This is a genomic window from Vibrio sp. B172a, assembly GCF_030248355.1.
GTDB classification, from domain to species: Bacteria; Pseudomonadota; Gammaproteobacteria; order Enterobacterales; family Vibrionaceae; genus Vibrio; species Vibrio owensii.
In genome coordinates, this window is the sequence record NZ_JAHGAC010000005.1 from 84,742 (window position 1) to 99,508 (window position 14,767).

Here is a 14,767-nt window from a genome sequence, read left to right on the forward strand (position 1 = left end):
TATTGATGGTCCTGTCTGTATTGTGTATCGAGAACCGCGCTTCGCTATAACAGTGTAGTGAATAGAGCGAAGTTTGCTTTCGAGTGAATCGCTACAATCCTTCAACCCATTGATTCATAGGTATGGAAAAGTGCGTTTTCTTTTTCTTAGGTGTGTGAGCGCGACTTCCGGGAGAAATCGGCAAAATTGAACCAAGTATGCTGGTTGAAGGTGCTCGACCAGCATACTCAATCAGACAGAAAACCATCCTTTTCTGTCTGAGCTTGAAGTTAGTAGTTGCTTACTTAAGCAGGCCTACTTCTTTGTAGTATTTCTCTGCACCTGGGTGAAGAGGGATTGAAAGGCCAGCTTTCACCATGTCTTCTTTCTTCAGGTTTGCAAATGCAGGGTGTAGACGCTTGAACGTATCGAAGTTTTCGAATACCGCTTTTGCAACGTTGTAAGCTACGTCATCTGAAACATCAGAAGTCGTTACCATTGTTGCCGCAACACCAAAGCTGTTTACGTCTTTGTCTGTACCACGGTACATACCAGCAGGCACTGTGCTGAACGCGTAGTAAGGGTTATCAGCAACGATCTTCTCGATTTCTGGACCAGTTGCTGGAACTAGCTTCGCATCACAAGAGGTTGTTGCTTCTTTGATTGAACCGTTCGGGTGACCAACCATGTAGATAAACGCGTCGATCTTGTTATCACATAGTGCTTGAGAACGTTCTGAACCTTTTAGTTCTGATGCAAGTTTAAAGCTGTCGTTAGTCCAGCCCATAGCATCCATCACTACGCCCATTGTCGCGCGGTCACCAGAACCAGGGTTACCGATGTTTACACGCTTACCTTTAAGGTCTTGAACGTTTTCGATGCCAGAATCTGCACGTGCGATGATGTTAAAAGGTTCGGTATGAAGAGAGAACATTGCACGTAGTTTTTTGTACGGGCCTTGTTCAGCAAACTTACTCGTACCGTTGTAGCCATGGTACTGCCAATCCGATTGCACGATACCAAAGTCTAGCTCGCCAGCACGGATTGTGTTGACGTTGTAAATTGAGCCACCAGTCGATTCTACTGAACAACGGATGTTGTGATCTTTACGACCTTTGTTCACCAATTTACAAATAGCACCACCAGTAGGGTAGTAAACACCTGTAACAGAGCCAGTACCGATAGTAATAAACTCTTGAGCGTTAACTGCGCCTGCGCCCATAACTGCTGCAGCGATAGCGCCTACTTTAAGAAGTTTGTTAAATGCCATGAATTTCCCTTCCTTATATTCATTATTAACCCGGAAATAACCAAAAATTACTTCAGGAGTTTCCTATTTGGAAACGGCATCTTTTCCAATCCAATCGTTTGAAAAAGCGAGCGAATCATAACAAAAAATTGGCAGAAAATTATCCGATTGTTAAAAACTATAGCGAATAAGTCTAAAGTGTGCGTTGGTATGTGGGGATAAATTCGCAGACTAATTCTTTTTAGAACAATTACTTATCTTGCATGTTGACGAGGGTATTAAAAAAACCAATAGCGTGATGTAAATCACAAATAGGATGGGTAAAAAATAAGCTAAAAAATCAAAAAATTTACATTTTTCATGGGCTACAAAATTCAACTAATTTCATAGCCCACAAACAGTTACTTAGCCTGTGTACTCGAAAAGCTCACACACAGATTTGAACAATTGTTCTGTAGAAACTGGCATTGTCGGGGTAATGAAGATGGTGTCATCACCAGCAACCACACCTAAGATGCCTTCTGATTTACCTAATGAGTCCAGTAGGCGAGCAATCAACTGAGCGGCACCTGGGCCAGTGTGGATAACGACAAGAGCTGCGTTATGGTCGATATCTAACACCAGTTCACGCAAAGAGCTGCTAACTGTTGGTACGCCTAACTCTGCTGGTAGGCAGTAAACCATTTCCATTTTTGCATTACGTGTACGTACGGCACCAAACTTAGTCAACATGCGAGAAACTTTGGATTGGTTGATACTTTCAAAACCTTGTTGTTTTAGTGCATCAACGATCTCACCCTGTGAGCCAAAGCTCTCTTCTTTTAATAAGGCTTTAAAAGCGCGAACTAAGTTATCTTGTTTTTCTGAATTGCGCATAGTCGTTATGATTCTCTTATCAAGGGTCAGCAATTTTGCATATTCTCGCATAGATATTCATGCAGTGCCAAAAAGTCACGACATTATGTTAATTCCATCACTGTAAACCCTAAACAGGATAGGGTTCTTTAAGTATGAAATTGTTGACCTATTTATTGCACTGAATTTCTTGTCATTTCAACAGAATAAACGAATAATCAAGCCTTTGTTTGTAGCACGGTAACAGCGAGTTGCGCGAGGTCGCAAAGCTGGCGTTAATTGATTGTAATCAAGTTGTGATTCCGATAGCTTTATTTCAGCTGGTTACAAAATACCCTACGAATACGTTTATAAGAGAAATACTCTCAAGGAGAACTACATGAAAGTAGCCGTTATTGGTGCCGCTGGCGGCATCGGTCAAGCTCTGGCCCTTCTACTTAAGAACCGTCTTCCTGCAGGTTCAGATTTAGCCCTATACGATATTGCTCCAGTAACTCCTGGTGTGGCTGCAGATCTTAGCCACATCCCAACTCCGGTTTCTATTAAAGGTTACGCAGGCGAAGATCCAACACCTGCACTTGAAGGTGCGGATGTTGTTCTAATTTCAGCTGGTGTGGCTCGTAAACCTGGTATGGATCGCGCGGATCTGTTCAACGTAAACGCTGGCATTGTTAAGTCGCTAGCGGAAAAGATCGCCGTTGTATGTCCAACAGCATGTGTTGGTATAATCACTAACCCAGTGAACACAACAGTGCCAATCGCTGCTGAAGTATTGAAAAAAGCAGGCGTTTACGACAAGCGCAAACTGTTTGGTGTAACAACGCTGGACGTTATCCGTTCGGAAACCTTCGTTGCTGAGCTAAAAGACAAAGATCCAGGTGATGTTCGTGTTCCTGTTATCGGTGGTCACTCTGGTGTGACTATTCTTCCTCTTCTATCTCAAGTAGAAGGTGTTGAGTTCACTGCTGAAGAAGTTGAAGCGCTAACGAAACGTATCCAGAATGCGGGTACAGAAGTAGTAGAAGCGAAAGCGGGTGGCGGTAGTGCAACTCTATCTATGGGCCAAGCCGCATGTCGCTTTGGCCTAGCGCTAGTACGTGCTCTTCAAGGTGAAGAAGGCGTAGTGGAGTGTGCTTACGTAGACGGTGGCAGCGAACATGCACCATACTTCGCACAACCTGTGAAGCTAGGTAAAGACGGCGTAGAAGAAGTTCTTAGCTACGGTGCGCTAAGTGACTACGAGAAGTCAGCATTAGATGGCATGCTAGAAACACTAAATGGCGATATCAACATTGGTGTTGAATTTGCGAAATAAGCGTCTTTTTATATAGGTTATATAAAGAAGACAATTTAAATTGAAAGCCGATCTGATGATCGGCTTTTTTGATCCTTTCACCTTATCTCGCGTATCAGAGTCTGAATCAGGTAACTTTGTGAAGGAGAGGGTGATGGAAGCAAATCGAATCCGTAAAGGTATGGTCGTTGAGTGTCAGCAAGGTGTCGGTACGATTTTAGTCATCGACCAAGAGGCAGAGACAGTGCTGCTTGCTAAGCAAGGTTCAGAAGAGCAGCTTGCAGTTAGCTTCGATGAAATAGAAGACAATCCACAGCTTCACGACAGTTGTGACCGTTATTACTAACGAAACATCGCTTGAGCGCCAAACATAATGAAAAGGAAGAGCAACACTCTTCCTTTTTTCATCAGGGTCTTCTTTTACTAGCTTAGCTGGTACGCTTAACTGCCATGTGGGCTAGAGTAACCAGCGCTTGCTTGTAATCAGATTCTGGAAGGATTGCGAGTTCTGCAATTGCTTTATCTGCTTCATCCATCGCTTTTTGCGTGGTGTATTCTAGCGAACCGGCTTCCTGCATTACCGCTAGAATGTCTTCTAGTCGATCCATGCCATTGGCCTTCTCAATCGCTTCACGAATCATCTGCGCATTCTCTGGTGTGGTATTGCGCATTGCATGAAGTAGAGGAAGCGTTGGTTTGCCTTCAGCCAAATCATCACCAACATTCTTACCCATATCCTCACCGTCAGACGTGTAATCCATCACGTCGTCGATCAGTTGGAATGCTGTGCCCAAATATTTACCGTAGTTCTGGAATGCTACTTCTACTTCTTCCGGCGCATCGTTAAGAATCGCACCAATCTGCGTAGCGGATTCAAACAAACGTGCGGTCTTAGAGTAGATGACCTGCATGTAGCTTTCTTCTGTCGTGTCAGGATCATTACAGTTCATCAACTGCTGAACCTCACCCTCCGCGATCACATTAACTGCGTCGCTCATCAGTTTAAGGATCTTCATTGATCCTAGCTCAGTCATCATTTGGAATGAGCGAGTATAAATAAAGTCCCCAACTAACACGCTAGCGGCATTACCAAACGCAGCGTTTGCTGTCGCTTTACCACGGCGCATGTCTGATTCGTCTACCACATCATCATGCAACAAGGTTGCCGTATGGATGAACTCGATAAACGCAGCTGCCATTGTATGGCCGTTACCTTGGTAACCAAGAGCGCGTGCTGACAATATCGCCAGAAGTGGTCTTAAGCGTTTGCCTCCACCACTCACGATATAGAAACCGAGTTGGTTGATTAAAGAGACATCAGAATTTAGTTGGGCTTGAATTGTTTCATTCACTTTTGCCATGTCATCGGCAGTAAGCGCTTGGATAGTTTTAAAATCCATCGTATATCCGGCTGAAGTTAGACCCTGCAAGGCTTATTCGATTTATATAATTGTCGAATAATACACTAAAAAACGTTGATTAATACATTACTAAAGGGCATGATTGCCGCACTTTTCTTTGGCGATTAGCTTTTCGCCAATTTTTTCAAAATATGGCTTGTCATAGGGGCATCTCTTCTGTAGAATCTGCGCCCTATTGATGATTAGTTTAGCGCACACCCTCATGAAAAGGCTGTGCGGAAAAAGCGGAGTAAAATATGTACGCTGTTTTCCAATCTGGTGGTAAACAACACCGTGTAAGCGAAGGTCAAACTCTTCGTTTAGAGAAATTAGACGTTGAAACGGGCGCAACTGTTGAATTTGATAAAGTTCTTCTTGTTGCTAACGGCGAAGAAATCCAAGTTGGCGCTCCTCTTGTAGAGGGCGGCAAAGTTGTTGCTGAAGTTGTACAACACGGTCGTGGCGATAAAGTTAAAATCGTTAAGTTCCGTCGTCGTAAGCACTCTCGTAAGCAACAGGGTCACCGTCAGTGGTTCACTGAAGTGAAGATCACTGGTATCAACGCTTAATCTATTAGGAGAGTTTAACAATGGCACACAAAAAAGCTGGTGGTTCTACTCGTAACGGCCGCGATTCAGAAAGCAAACGTCTAGGTGTTAAACGTTTCGGTGGTGAATCTGTTCTTGCAGGTAACATCATCGTTCGTCAACGTGGTACTAAGTTCCACGCTGGTAACAACGTAGGTATCGGTAAAGACCACACTCTATTCGCTCTTACTGAAGGTAAGGTGAAGTTCGAGGTTAAAGGTCCTAAGAACCGTAAGTTTGTAAGCATCGAAGCTGAGTAATTTTACCTTTTAGGTTAATTACTAAAGCTTTATAGCTGAATTCAAAAGCCCTGCCGATTCGGCGGGGTTTTTTATTTGTAGCAGTCGACATATTCAAGTTTCTCGTTTTATCCCTGAGCGGTTGGAATCTGGGAGCTTAGATCTGTCATCTGCTAAAATTGTTTGATGGCAAATCAGATTTAATCCACGCACGAAGTAGTCGGAGTAAAAGATGAAGTTCGTAGATGAAGCGGTAGTAAAAGTTCAGGCTGGTGACGGCGGTAGCGGCGTTGTAAGTTTCTGGCGTGAAAAATTCATCACTAAAGGTGGCCCAGATGGTGGCGACGGTGGTGATGGTGGTGATGTATACATCCAAGCCGATGAAAACCTAAATACCCTGATCGATTACCGTTTCCAACGCTTTTACGAAGCAGAACGCGGTGAAAACGGTCGCGGCGGTAACTGTACTGGTAAACGTGGTAAAGACATCACACTTCGCGTACCAGTAGGTACTCGCGCAGTTGATATCCACACTAACGAAATCGTAGCAGAAGTAGCAGAACACGGTAAGAAAGTGATGGTCGCGAAAGGCGGCTGGCACGGTCTTGGTAACACGCGTTTTAAATCTTCAGTAAACCGTGCGCCTCGTCAGAGAACGCTAGGTACTAAAGGTGAAATCCGTGAAATTCGTCTAGAGTTGTTGCTATTGGCTGACGTTGGTATGCTTGGTCTACCTAACGCAGGTAAATCAACCTTTATCCGCGCAGTATCAGCAGCAAAACCAAAAGTAGCAGATTACCCATTTACAACGCTAATCCCAAGTTTGGGTGTTGTGAGTGTGGTTCCTGAGAAGAGCTTTGTGGTTGCAGACATCCCTGGTCTAATTGAAGGCGCAGCTGACGGTGCAGGTCTAGGTATTCGCTTCCTTAAGCACCTAGAGCGTTGTCGCGTATTGCTACACATGATTGATATCATGCCTATCGATCAGTCGGATCCAATTCAAAATGCTCTAACCATCATTGATGAACTAGAGCAGTACAGTGAGAAACTAGCAGGTAAACCTCGTTGGCTAGTCTTCAACAAAACGGATCTGATGCCAGAAGAAGAAGCGAATGAAAAGATCCAAGAGATCTTGGATGCGCTAGGTTGGGAAGACGAGTTCTTTAAGATCTCAGCGATCAACCGTAACGGTACAAAAGAGCTTTGCTATAAGTTAGCAGACTTTATGGAAAACCTACCTCGCGAAGAGGAAGAAGTTGCTGAAGAAGATAAAGTAAACTTCATGTGGGATGATTACCATAAAGACGCAATCGCTGGTAAAGACGTTATCACTGAAGAAGATGACGACGATTGGGATGATTGGGACGATGAAGAAGACGACGGTCACGTTGTTTACGTCCGCGACTAATCGCTAGCTAATTCATTAAGCCGCAATGTTTATTGCGGCTTTTTTTGTATCTAAATCATGTTTAGACGATGTGATTTGCGGCACAATAATGAGCTTAACGGACTTAGGAAGTATTTATGACATCGGAAGTTATACCGTCTTGTGCAACGACGGCATCCAACCAAAGGGCCATTTCTCGGCTCGTTGCCCAAGCTGGGCAAATGCTATTAGCCCACGGAGCAGAAAGTACGCTTGTGAGTGACATCATGCAGCGCATCGGTATTGCCTGTGGTGTCAGCGAAGTGGCAGTGGCATTATCTGCGAATGCTTTGGTTGTCACGACAGTCAAAGATGATCATTGCATTACAACGACCAGAAGTTGCGCCGATCGCGGGATCAACATGCGAGTGATCACCCAGATCCAACGCATTTGTATCATGATGGAGCGCGGCTTACTCGATGTGAGAATGGCGCAGAAGAAACTCAACACCATTAGCCCAGAGCGCTATAACCGTTGGTTGGTGGTGTTCATGATAGGCCTTTCTTGCGCGGCTTTCAGCCATTTAGCGGGTGGAGACTTAGGTGTGTTTGTCATGACGTTTCTTGCTTCTGCAGGCGGCATGACCGTTCGACAAGAAATTGGCCACCGCCACTTTAATCCTCTTCTCAACTTCGCTGTCACGGCGTTTGTTACCACCCTAATCTCTGCTCAAGCGGTCATTTTTGACATTGGTAACTTGCCAACCGTTGCGATGGCATCTTCGGTATTGATGCTAGTACCCGGTTTCCCACTGATTAACTCAGTTGCCGATATGCTGAAAGGCCATATCAACATGGGCATTGCGCGATTTACTATGGCGAGCTTATTAACCTTAGCGACTTGTCTCGGTATTGTTGCGGCAATGGAAGTAACGGGGATTTGGGGGTGGATGAGCTAATGAGCGTATTTGAACTCATCTTAGGGCTGTTGAACGATATGTTCTTCGCCGCTATTCCTGCCGTTGGTTTTGCTATGGTGTTTAATGTGCCGCAGAAAGCACTCAAGTACTGCGCGGTAGGTGGTGCGATTGGTCATGGCAGTCGTTACCTAATGATGCACTTTGGCTTGCCAATTGAATGGGCAACGTTTTTTGCAGCGACGTTAGTCGGTTTGATCGGTGTGCATTGGTCCCATCGTTTTCTGGCTCACCCTAAAGTCTTCACTGTGGCTGCTTTGATTCCTATGGTTCCGGGTGTATTCGCATATAAGGCGATGATCGCTATGGTGGAGATAAATCACTTAGGCTACTCACCTGAACTTATTGCTACGTGCATGGAAAACTTTCTTAAGGCGATGTTTATTATTGCTGGCTTAGCGGTTGGCTTGGCGGTTCCGGGGCTGTTATTCTATCGCCGCAGACCAATAGTTTAAATTGATATAAAGGGCACTGACACTGTGCCCTTTCTTCTCTATGTGGTCAGCAATCTCTCGAGCTATTTTTGCAGTTAAAGATATTAAAGGAGTTAGGTTGGGATAAATCTACTTCCTCACCACCAACAGTGACTTGCTGAGAAAGCTTATTGTTACTGACTTCGCCCGGTGGGAACCAAGTGTATTGATATCCAATTACGTTATATGTGTTGGAAATATGCATGCCTATTGGTGAATTCGATTTTGCATCAACTTCATGCCCTCGAATCCAGCTTGGTAGGTAATTTGGTGATGGATAAAGGTTATCGAATTCACTTGGGTATGCTTCTCCAGTTCCTTTTTCTGCTAGACAAAATTGAACGCCAGTTTGACGACTCGTTAAGCAAGCCTTTGGAGCTCCAGAGTCAACAACAGCCATCGATTTTACTTTTTGTAAGTTAAGTTCTAAGCCATTATTCGTAGTGATTTTCTGTAGGCGATCATTTGTTGTTGTTTGCTCAAATGAGTAAGAGGCTTCCGATAGTAGTTCCTCTTGTGCCGATACTTTTACTTTTAAACCGAAGGTAGGTCTAACCTCGATTGGTTGGTCGTAAATGAAATCAGGCAGTCTGCTAACTTTTCTATCTTTTGGAAGACAGTACATCTGATCAGTCGAAATGTTTCGTAAACAGCCAAGGTTTTTATCACTACCAACGACTTTCATTGAGGCTGGTGCTGAAACATCAATAATTTCTCCTTTCGATGATTCAGCGTTTTTCAGCTCTTCATTAAGAACAGTGCCCACCACATAGACTTTTCTTGTTTTATCTGCCAAGTTATCGACATCCGATAGGATGACTTCTGTTCCTTGCTCAGCTTGAACATAGACTGGTTGGCGATAAAACTCATCAGGCAAGCGAGATAGGGGTTCTTCCCCTTTTTGTTGACAAAACTGCTGCCCAGTAGAAACTAAAACAAGACACGCATGAGGTTTGTATTTTGGGATTGTTTCACTACTTGAATCTGTAGCATGTGCGTTATTAGCAAATAATGCACATGCTGAAAGCAATATTGCTGAAGCATATTTGTGTTCCATGTATCCATCCGATTGTTGAGGTTGCAATTAAACGCTATTACAGAATGTTTTAACCGCGAATATGATTATTATTAATCTTGGTTGAATGTTATTGGATTATTCAGGTGTAACTTATCGTTAAGGTTTTAAAACCCATTATTAATCTTAATTCGTTTTTAAATGCCTGATTGCCAAAGAAATGTACGCCACTTGGGTTACTCACCTGAACTTATTGCGACGTGCATGGAAAACTTTCTTAAGGCGATGTTTATTATTGCTGGCTTAGCGGTTGGCTTGGCGGTTCCGAGGCTGTTATTCTATCGCCGCAGACCCATAGTATAAGGATCCAATATGATCATCAGCATGATTGCCGCGATGGCAGACAACCGAATCATCGGTAAAGACAATCAGATGCCTTGGCACCTTCCTGCCGATTTTGCATGGTTTAAGCGTTGCACCATGGGCAAACCAGTTGTGATGGGGCGTAAGACCTATGAGTCTATTGGGCGTCCTTTACCTGGTCGTTTGAACATTGTCATCAGCCGTGATGCTTCACTTTCCATTGAAGGTGTTACGACGGTCACATCAATTGAGCAAGCACTTGAGGTTGCTGGTGAAGTAGAAGAAGTCATGATCATTGGTGGCGGGGCGATTTATGCTGCGTGCCTTCCCATGGCTAACAAGCTGTATGTTACTCATATTGAAGCTGAAATTGATGGAGATACTCAGTTCCCAGATTGGGGAACTGAGTTCAAAGAAACGTACTCTGAAGCGTACCAAGCGGATGAGAAAAACGCTTACAACATGCGTTTTACTGTCCTCGAAAAGTAATCGGATAGAATGAGAAAAGCACCGCAAATGCGGTGCTTTTTGTTTTCTAGTCCGGCAATCAGAGCCGTTAACTGAGTGCTTCTTGAGTGAAGACTTGCTTGTCTTCCCAACGAATCATGGTGAGCGAACCGCCCCAAACGCAGCCTGTATCAAGACCAATAATGCTTTCATCGATATGACCTTGTAGTGCTGCCCAGTGCCCAAATAGCACTGCTTTTTCTAGTGGGACTCGTTGTGGCAGCTTAAACCAAGGCACAAGCTCATTTTCAGACACTTCTTGCGGTGGTAGTTTACAGTCCATATCTAAGCGACCATCAGTAAAGCAAAAACGCATGCGAGTAAACGCATTGATGGTGTAGCGATAACGATCGAGACCCGACAAGGACTCATCCCAAAGATCGGGGTGGTTGCTGTACATGTTTTCTAGCAACCAAGGTAGCTTTTCACTTTGAATGATGCTTTCAACTTCACGTGCACACGCTCTTGCAGTATCAAGATCCCACAATGGAGAGATACCAGCGTGACACATAACGAACTCGTCATGCTCGGCCATAAGAGGTTGCTGAGCCAACCAAGTAAGCAGCTCTTGTTTATCCGGAGCGGAAAAAATAGGTGCAGTCTTATCCTTGTCTTTGACTTTTTTCAGTCCGTGCGACACCGCCATTAGGTGTAGATCATGATTACCAAGTACCACTTTGGCACTGTCACCCAGAGACTTAACAAAACGTAATGTTTCTAGAGATTTAGGTCCGCGAGCGACGAGATCTCCCGCTAGCCAAAGCTGGTCGTGTTGTGAAGAGAAACTAACCTGTTCCAGTAGCTGCTGAAGCTCATCAAAACAGCCCTGAATATCACCAACAATATAAGTCGCCACTGAATCTCCTGATTAATTTAAGACGTTTGGAACCGCTAAACGGAATGGATCAATCTCGGTGATAAATTGCTGTCCTTTTTCATCCAACAACATGTAGTGTCCTTGCATAACACCAACCGGTGTTTCAAGCGCTGTTCCGCTGCTGTAAGTGTATTCGTCGTTACCCGGAATAAAAGGCTGTTGACCAACAACGCCTTCACCTTCGACCGTCATTTGTTTACCGTTTGAATCGGTGATTAACCAGCGACGGCTAACTAATTGAACAGTTTGTTGGCTGAGGTTTTTTATTGTGATGATATAAGCGAAGACGTATCGCTGCAGTTCTGGGTTGGACTGTTCTTCAATGTATTTGGTATGAACTTGGATTTTGATGCAAGGTTGAATGACGTCCATGTGCACTCCTCGAGAAACGTTGTATCCCAATAATAATAAGCCAAACCGGCAAGGGTTTGGCTTATCGTTTGAGTTCTTATTGCTGCGGGTTGTCCGCGAGCCAGTTCGCCATGGCGACGAATTGTTGTAGCGTTAGGTTCTCTGGACGCATGCTAGGGTTGATACCCAGTTCTTCAAGTACTTCAGTACTCAATAGCGACTTGTAGCAGTTACGTACAGTCTTACGGCGTTGGTTAAAACCTTCGCGACATACACGCTCCAACAAACGTAGATCTTTTGCTGGGTGTGGCAGCTCTTCGTAAGGAACCAAGCGTACTACGGCTGAGTCTACTTTCGGTGGTGGAACAAATGCCGTTGGCGGTACTTCTAGTACTGGTACCACTTTACAGTAGTACTGTGCCATTACGGTTAGACGGCCGTATGCTTTGCTACCAGGACCTGCCGCTAAGCGATTTACCACTTCTTTTTGAAGCATAAAGTGCATGTCTTGAATGTCTTTATGGAATTCAAATAGGTGGAACATCAATGGTGTAGAGATGTTGTATGGCAAGTTACCGAAGATACGTAGCTTGTTGTTTGGCTTCACTAACTGTGTGAAGTCAAAGCGCATTGCATCGCCTTCATGAATCGTAAGTTTGTCTGCCAATTCAGGGTGGTTACGTAGACGTTCTGCTAGGTCACGGTCCAATTCGATAACCGTGAACTTGTCGACTTCGCGACCAACAGGCTCGGTGATTGCACCTAGACCAGGGCCGATTTCAACCAGGTTTTGCCCTGGTCTTGGGTTAATTGCTGATACGATGCCATCAATAATGTATGGGTCGTTCAGGAAGTTTTGACCAAAACGTTTACGCGCTTTGTGTCCTAAATGGACATCATTTCTCATTGTTTCTTCTCTACCAATTCTATCGCATGCGTGAGCGCTGTTCGGAAGCTCCCTGTATCCGCTTGACCTGTCCCTGCCAGTTCTAATGCAGTACCGTGATCCACCGAGGTTCTTATAAAAGGTAGACCAAGAGTAATGTTTACTGAACGACCAAAGCCTTTGTATTTCAAAACTGGCAATACTTGATCGTGGTACATGCCTAAAACAGCATCAGCATCGTTTAAATACTTTTCATTGAAAATGGTGTCTGCCGGTAATGGACCGATCAGATTGATTCCTTTTTCTTGTCGAATCTTTTCCAATGTTGGAGTGATGGTCTCGATCTCTTCGCGACCCAAACAGCCATCTTCTCCCGCATGTGGATTTAGCCCGCAAACATAGATGTTTGGTTGGGAGATGGCAAATTTTTCTACAAGATCTTTGTGAAGAATATCGATGATTTTTTCTAATCGCTCTTCCGTGACGGCTTTAGATACGTAAGCCAAAGGAATATGCGTTGTTACTAGAGCAACTCGCAGCCCTTCGGTGGCTAGCATCATCACGACCAACGGTGTGTTGGACTTCTCGGCGAAGAATTCAGTATGCCCACTGAACGCAACACCAGAGCGATTGATCACCCCCTTATGTACAGGGCCGGTGACAATAGCATCAAATTCATCATTCATACAGCCCAAAGCGGCTCTTTCTAGTGTTTTTAACACGTAGTGGCCGTTGGCTTCATTGAGTTGACCCGCGATGACATTTTCTGCCATTTCGATATGGTCAACGATCAATGTGCCTGCTTTTTGTGCCTTTGGCGCTTCTTCTGGATTGTAATCAGTCAGTTGAACATCAATGCCAAGCAAGTTGGCACGTTCCAACAGCATATTTTTGTCTGCGCAGACGACGATTTGGTGTGCCCAGTCTTCCTTAGACAGAGCCAGTACCAAATCCGGGCCGATACCCGCAGGTTCCCCTGCGGTCACGACGATTCTGCGAATCGAATTAGTTGCCATCATTGTCATCCACGATTTCAACGAATGCGCTTGCGCGTAGCTCTTGCATCCATGCGCCAGCTTCTTCATTAAACTTACGGTTAAATAGAATTCGGTAAGCTTTGTTCTTCATTGCTGAGTCTGTACGGTCAACTTGGCGACGGTCTAGAACTTCAACAATGTGCCAACCGTGTACCGTTTTAAAAGGTTCACTGATTGAGCCTACAGGTAGTGTTTCTACTTGGTGCTTAAATTCTGGTACGTACAAATCAGGTGTTTGGTAACCTAGCTCACCATTTTGAGCAGCTGAACCAGGATCTTGGCTGTACTGCGTTGCCAGTTGAGCAAAGGTTGCTTCACCTGCTTTGATACGGCGGATGAACTCGTTTAGCTCTTTCTGTGCACCTTCGTCACTCAAGATAACGGTTGGTTTGATCAGAATGTGGCGAGCATTTACCTCTGTTACCGCTACGGTCTCAAGACCTTTCACATCTTCTACTTTTAGGATGTGGAAGCCGATGCCGCTGCGGAATGGGCCAATGATGCTGCCTTTGTTTTGCATCTTGATCTGGTCTGCAAAGATGGTTGGCATTTCTTCTTTACGCATCCAACCCCAATCACCACCTTGTAGTGCTTTAGGACCTTTTGAGTAGGTGTATGCCATTTCAGAGAAGTCTGCACCGTCTTTTAGTTTCTTAACCAATGCATTGGCTTCTGCTTCAACTTCTGACTTGTCTTTATCGTCAGAGAAACGAAGTTGGATGTGACCAATCTTGTATTGAACTGTAGCGTTAGTTTCAGTCGCTAATTGGTCGGCAAGGCTATCGACTTCAGCTGGCAAAATGTTGATACGGCGACGAACTAGTGCATTACGCGCTTCAGAAGCAGCAATCTCTTTACGAATCTGCTCACGGAATTCTGGGTAGCTGAGACCTTCTGCTTGAACAGACGCAGCTAACTGCTCCACGCTTTGATTGTTGTTGCGAGCAATTTCTGCGATCGCTTGGTTCAGGCGGTTGTCATCAATACGAACACCGATACGCTCCGCCTCTTGGCCTTGCAATGTGTCGATGATCAGTTTCTCTACCACTTGGTCTTTCAGCACACTTGCTGAAGGGAGACTCTTGCCACTTTGGCGAGCATTAGCTTGCAGCGTTTTCATCGCGGTATTGATGTCGCTTTGTAGAATTACACCATCGTTAACGATGACTGCAACCTTATCAAGCTCTACTGGCGCTGCTGTTACACCACAAGATAGTAGGGTGGTGAATAAGAGTGATTTCCAAATTTTCATTAAAAATTCCGTCAGTAATGGTGTTTAGGCGTCTTGTTTATAGGTAAGACGCTTAATTCA

Annotated in this window: 17 protein-coding genes; 8 read left to right on the forward strand and 9 right to left on the reverse strand. The window is 44.6% G+C overall.

Translation table 11 applies throughout. From position 1 onward, the window contains the following. Window positions 1-280: 280 nt before the first annotated feature. Together KIT90_RS06820 and argR are read right to left on the reverse strand one after the other, a co-directional pair. Window positions 281-1,249 carry a TAXI family TRAP transporter solute-binding subunit gene (locus KIT90_RS06820; protein ID WP_005437372.1) on the reverse strand — a complete coding sequence of 323 codons (969 nt, stop codon included), beginning with the start codon at window positions 1,247-1,249 and terminating at the stop codon, window positions 281-283. A gap of 384 nt (window positions 1,250-1,633) precedes the next feature. Beyond that, a complete protein-coding gene (gene argR, locus KIT90_RS06825; RefSeq protein WP_005430583.1) occupies window positions 1,634-2,104 on the reverse strand; it encodes a transcriptional regulator ArgR in 471 nt (156 codons plus the stop codon). A gap of 358 nt (window positions 2,105-2,462) precedes the next feature. On the opposite strand from argR, the gene mdh reads away from it, so the two are divergent. Continuing rightward, on the forward strand, window positions 2,463-3,398 hold the full coding sequence (gene mdh / locus KIT90_RS06830) for a malate dehydrogenase (RefSeq protein ID WP_020196545.1): 936 nt from the start codon (window positions 2,463-2,465) through the stop codon (window positions 3,396-3,398). A gap of 133 nt (window positions 3,399-3,531) precedes the next feature. Beyond that, window positions 3,532-3,723, forward strand: coding sequence for a hypothetical protein (locus KIT90_RS06835; protein WP_020196546.1), 192 nt, complete (start codon window positions 3,532-3,534; stop codon window positions 3,721-3,723). Between the two features lie 82 nt (window positions 3,724-3,805). Here KIT90_RS06835 and ispB read toward each other — a convergent pair whose 3' ends face one another. Continuing rightward, window positions 3,806-4,777: an octaprenyl diphosphate synthase gene (ispB, locus tag KIT90_RS06840; protein ID WP_045482144.1), complete on the reverse strand. Its 972-nt coding sequence runs from the start codon at window positions 4,775-4,777 to the stop codon at window positions 3,806-3,808. A gap of 257 nt (window positions 4,778-5,034) precedes the next feature. On the opposite strand from ispB, the gene rplU reads away from it, so the two are divergent. From rplU to KIT90_RS06865, 5 genes are all read left to right on the forward strand, one after another. Next, complete coding sequence (gene rplU / locus KIT90_RS06845) at window positions 5,035-5,346, forward strand: 50S ribosomal protein L21 (protein WP_005437376.1); 312 nt, start codon at window positions 5,035-5,037, stop codon at window positions 5,344-5,346. Window positions 5,347-5,366: 20 nt separating this feature from the next. Next, complete coding sequence (gene rpmA, locus KIT90_RS06850) at window positions 5,367-5,624, forward strand: 50S ribosomal protein L27 (protein WP_005383095.1); 258 nt, start codon at window positions 5,367-5,369, stop codon at window positions 5,622-5,624. Between the two features lie 211 nt (window positions 5,625-5,835). Then, window positions 5,836-7,011, forward strand: a complete 1,176-nt coding sequence (cgtA, locus tag KIT90_RS06855) for an Obg family GTPase CgtA (RefSeq protein ID WP_005437377.1) — start codon at window positions 5,836-5,838, stop codon at window positions 7,009-7,011. A 116-nt stretch (window positions 7,012-7,127) separates the two neighbouring features. Next, window positions 7,128-7,928 (forward strand): threonine/serine exporter family protein, encoded by an 801-nt coding sequence (locus tag KIT90_RS06860; protein ID WP_005437378.1) that lies wholly within the window; start codon window positions 7,128-7,130, stop codon window positions 7,926-7,928. After that, complete coding sequence (locus KIT90_RS06865) at window positions 7,928-8,401, forward strand: threonine/serine exporter family protein (RefSeq protein WP_005437379.1); 474 nt, start codon at window positions 7,928-7,930, stop codon at window positions 8,399-8,401. The genes KIT90_RS06860 and KIT90_RS06865 overlap by 1 nt, the downstream gene beginning before the upstream one ends. A gap of 46 nt (window positions 8,402-8,447) precedes the next feature. Here the strand turns inward: KIT90_RS06865 and KIT90_RS06870 are convergent, their stop codons facing one another. Continuing rightward, window positions 8,448-9,476, reverse strand: a complete 1,029-nt coding sequence (locus KIT90_RS06870; RefSeq protein ID WP_285375969.1) for a hypothetical protein — start codon at window positions 9,474-9,476, stop codon at window positions 8,448-8,450. A gap of 330 nt (window positions 9,477-9,806) precedes the next feature. Here KIT90_RS06870 and folA point away from each other — a divergent pair, with 330 nt between their 5' ends. Beyond that, entirely contained in the window at window positions 9,807-10,286 is a 480-nt protein-coding gene (gene folA, locus KIT90_RS06875; RefSeq protein WP_009707799.1) for a type 3 dihydrofolate reductase, read from the forward strand. A gap of 67 nt (window positions 10,287-10,353) precedes the next feature. Here folA and apaH read toward each other — a convergent pair whose 3' ends face one another. The 5 genes from apaH to surA form a co-directional block, all read right to left on the reverse strand. Further along, window positions 10,354-11,160 (reverse strand): bis(5'-nucleosyl)-tetraphosphatase (symmetrical) ApaH, encoded by an 807-nt coding sequence (gene apaH, locus KIT90_RS06880; protein ID WP_285375971.1) that lies wholly within the window; start codon window positions 11,158-11,160, stop codon window positions 10,354-10,356. A gap of 12 nt (window positions 11,161-11,172) precedes the next feature. Next, complete coding sequence (apaG, locus tag KIT90_RS06885) at window positions 11,173-11,553, reverse strand: Co2+/Mg2+ efflux protein ApaG (protein ID WP_005437382.1); 381 nt, start codon at window positions 11,551-11,553, stop codon at window positions 11,173-11,175. Window positions 11,554-11,629: 76 nt separating this feature from the next. After that, window positions 11,630-12,439, reverse strand: a complete 810-nt coding sequence (gene rsmA / locus KIT90_RS06890; RefSeq protein WP_009707797.1) for a 16S rRNA (adenine(1518)-N(6)/adenine(1519)-N(6))-dimethyltransferase RsmA — start codon at window positions 12,437-12,439, stop codon at window positions 11,630-11,632. Beyond that, window positions 12,436-13,434: a 4-hydroxythreonine-4-phosphate dehydrogenase PdxA gene (gene pdxA / locus KIT90_RS06895; RefSeq protein ID WP_039841404.1), complete on the reverse strand. Its 999-nt coding sequence runs from the start codon at window positions 13,432-13,434 to the stop codon at window positions 12,436-12,438. Before pdxA ends, rsmA begins: the two co-directional genes overlap by 4 nt. Next, on the reverse strand, window positions 13,424-14,707 hold the full coding sequence (surA, locus tag KIT90_RS06900; protein WP_005437385.1) for a peptidylprolyl isomerase SurA: 1,284 nt from the start codon (window positions 14,705-14,707) through the stop codon (window positions 13,424-13,426). Before surA ends, pdxA begins: the two co-directional genes overlap by 11 nt. Window positions 14,708-14,767 lie beyond the last annotated feature (60 nt).

Coding starts and splice junctions, on each gene's coding strand:
- rsmA (WP_009707797.1), bottom strand. CDS start 12,439: ATGAGAAATGATGTCCATTTAGGACACAAAGCGCGTAAACGTTTTGGT.
- apaG (WP_005437382.1), bottom strand. CDS start 11,553: ATGGACGTCATTCAACCTTGCATCAAAATCCAAGTTCATACCAAATAC.
- KIT90_RS06860 (WP_005437378.1), top strand. CDS start 7,128: ATGACATCGGAAGTTATACCGTCTTGTGCAACGACGGCATCCAACCAA.
- rplU (WP_005437376.1), top strand. CDS start 5,035: ATGTACGCTGTTTTCCAATCTGGTGGTAAACAACACCGTGTAAGCGAA.
- mdh (WP_020196545.1), top strand. CDS start 2,463: ATGAAAGTAGCCGTTATTGGTGCCGCTGGCGGCATCGGTCAAGCTCTG.
- KIT90_RS06835 (WP_020196546.1), top strand. CDS start 3,532: ATGGAAGCAAATCGAATCCGTAAAGGTATGGTCGTTGAGTGTCAGCAA.
- cgtA (WP_005437377.1), top strand. CDS start 5,836: ATGAAGTTCGTAGATGAAGCGGTAGTAAAAGTTCAGGCTGGTGACGGC.
- argR (WP_005430583.1), bottom strand. CDS start 2,104: ATGCGCAATTCAGAAAAACAAGATAACTTAGTTCGCGCTTTTAAAGCC.
- KIT90_RS06865 (WP_005437379.1), top strand. CDS start 7,928: ATGAGCGTATTTGAACTCATCTTAGGGCTGTTGAACGATATGTTCTTC.
- rpmA (WP_005383095.1), top strand. CDS start 5,367: ATGGCACACAAAAAAGCTGGTGGTTCTACTCGTAACGGCCGCGATTCA.
- surA (WP_005437385.1), bottom strand. CDS start 14,707: ATGAAAATTTGGAAATCACTCTTATTCACCACCCTACTATCTTGTGGT.
- folA (WP_009707799.1), top strand. CDS start 9,807: ATGATCATCAGCATGATTGCCGCGATGGCAGACAACCGAATCATCGGT.
- KIT90_RS06870 (WP_285375969.1), bottom strand. CDS start 9,476: ATGGAACACAAATATGCTTCAGCAATATTGCTTTCAGCATGTGCATTA.
- pdxA (WP_039841404.1), bottom strand. CDS start 13,434: ATGGCAACTAATTCGATTCGCAGAATCGTCGTGACCGCAGGGGAACCT.
- ispB (WP_045482144.1), bottom strand. CDS start 4,777: ATGGATTTTAAAACTATCCAAGCGCTTACTGCCGATGACATGGCAAAA.
- KIT90_RS06820 (WP_005437372.1), bottom strand. CDS start 1,249: ATGGCATTTAACAAACTTCTTAAAGTAGGCGCTATCGCTGCAGCAGTT.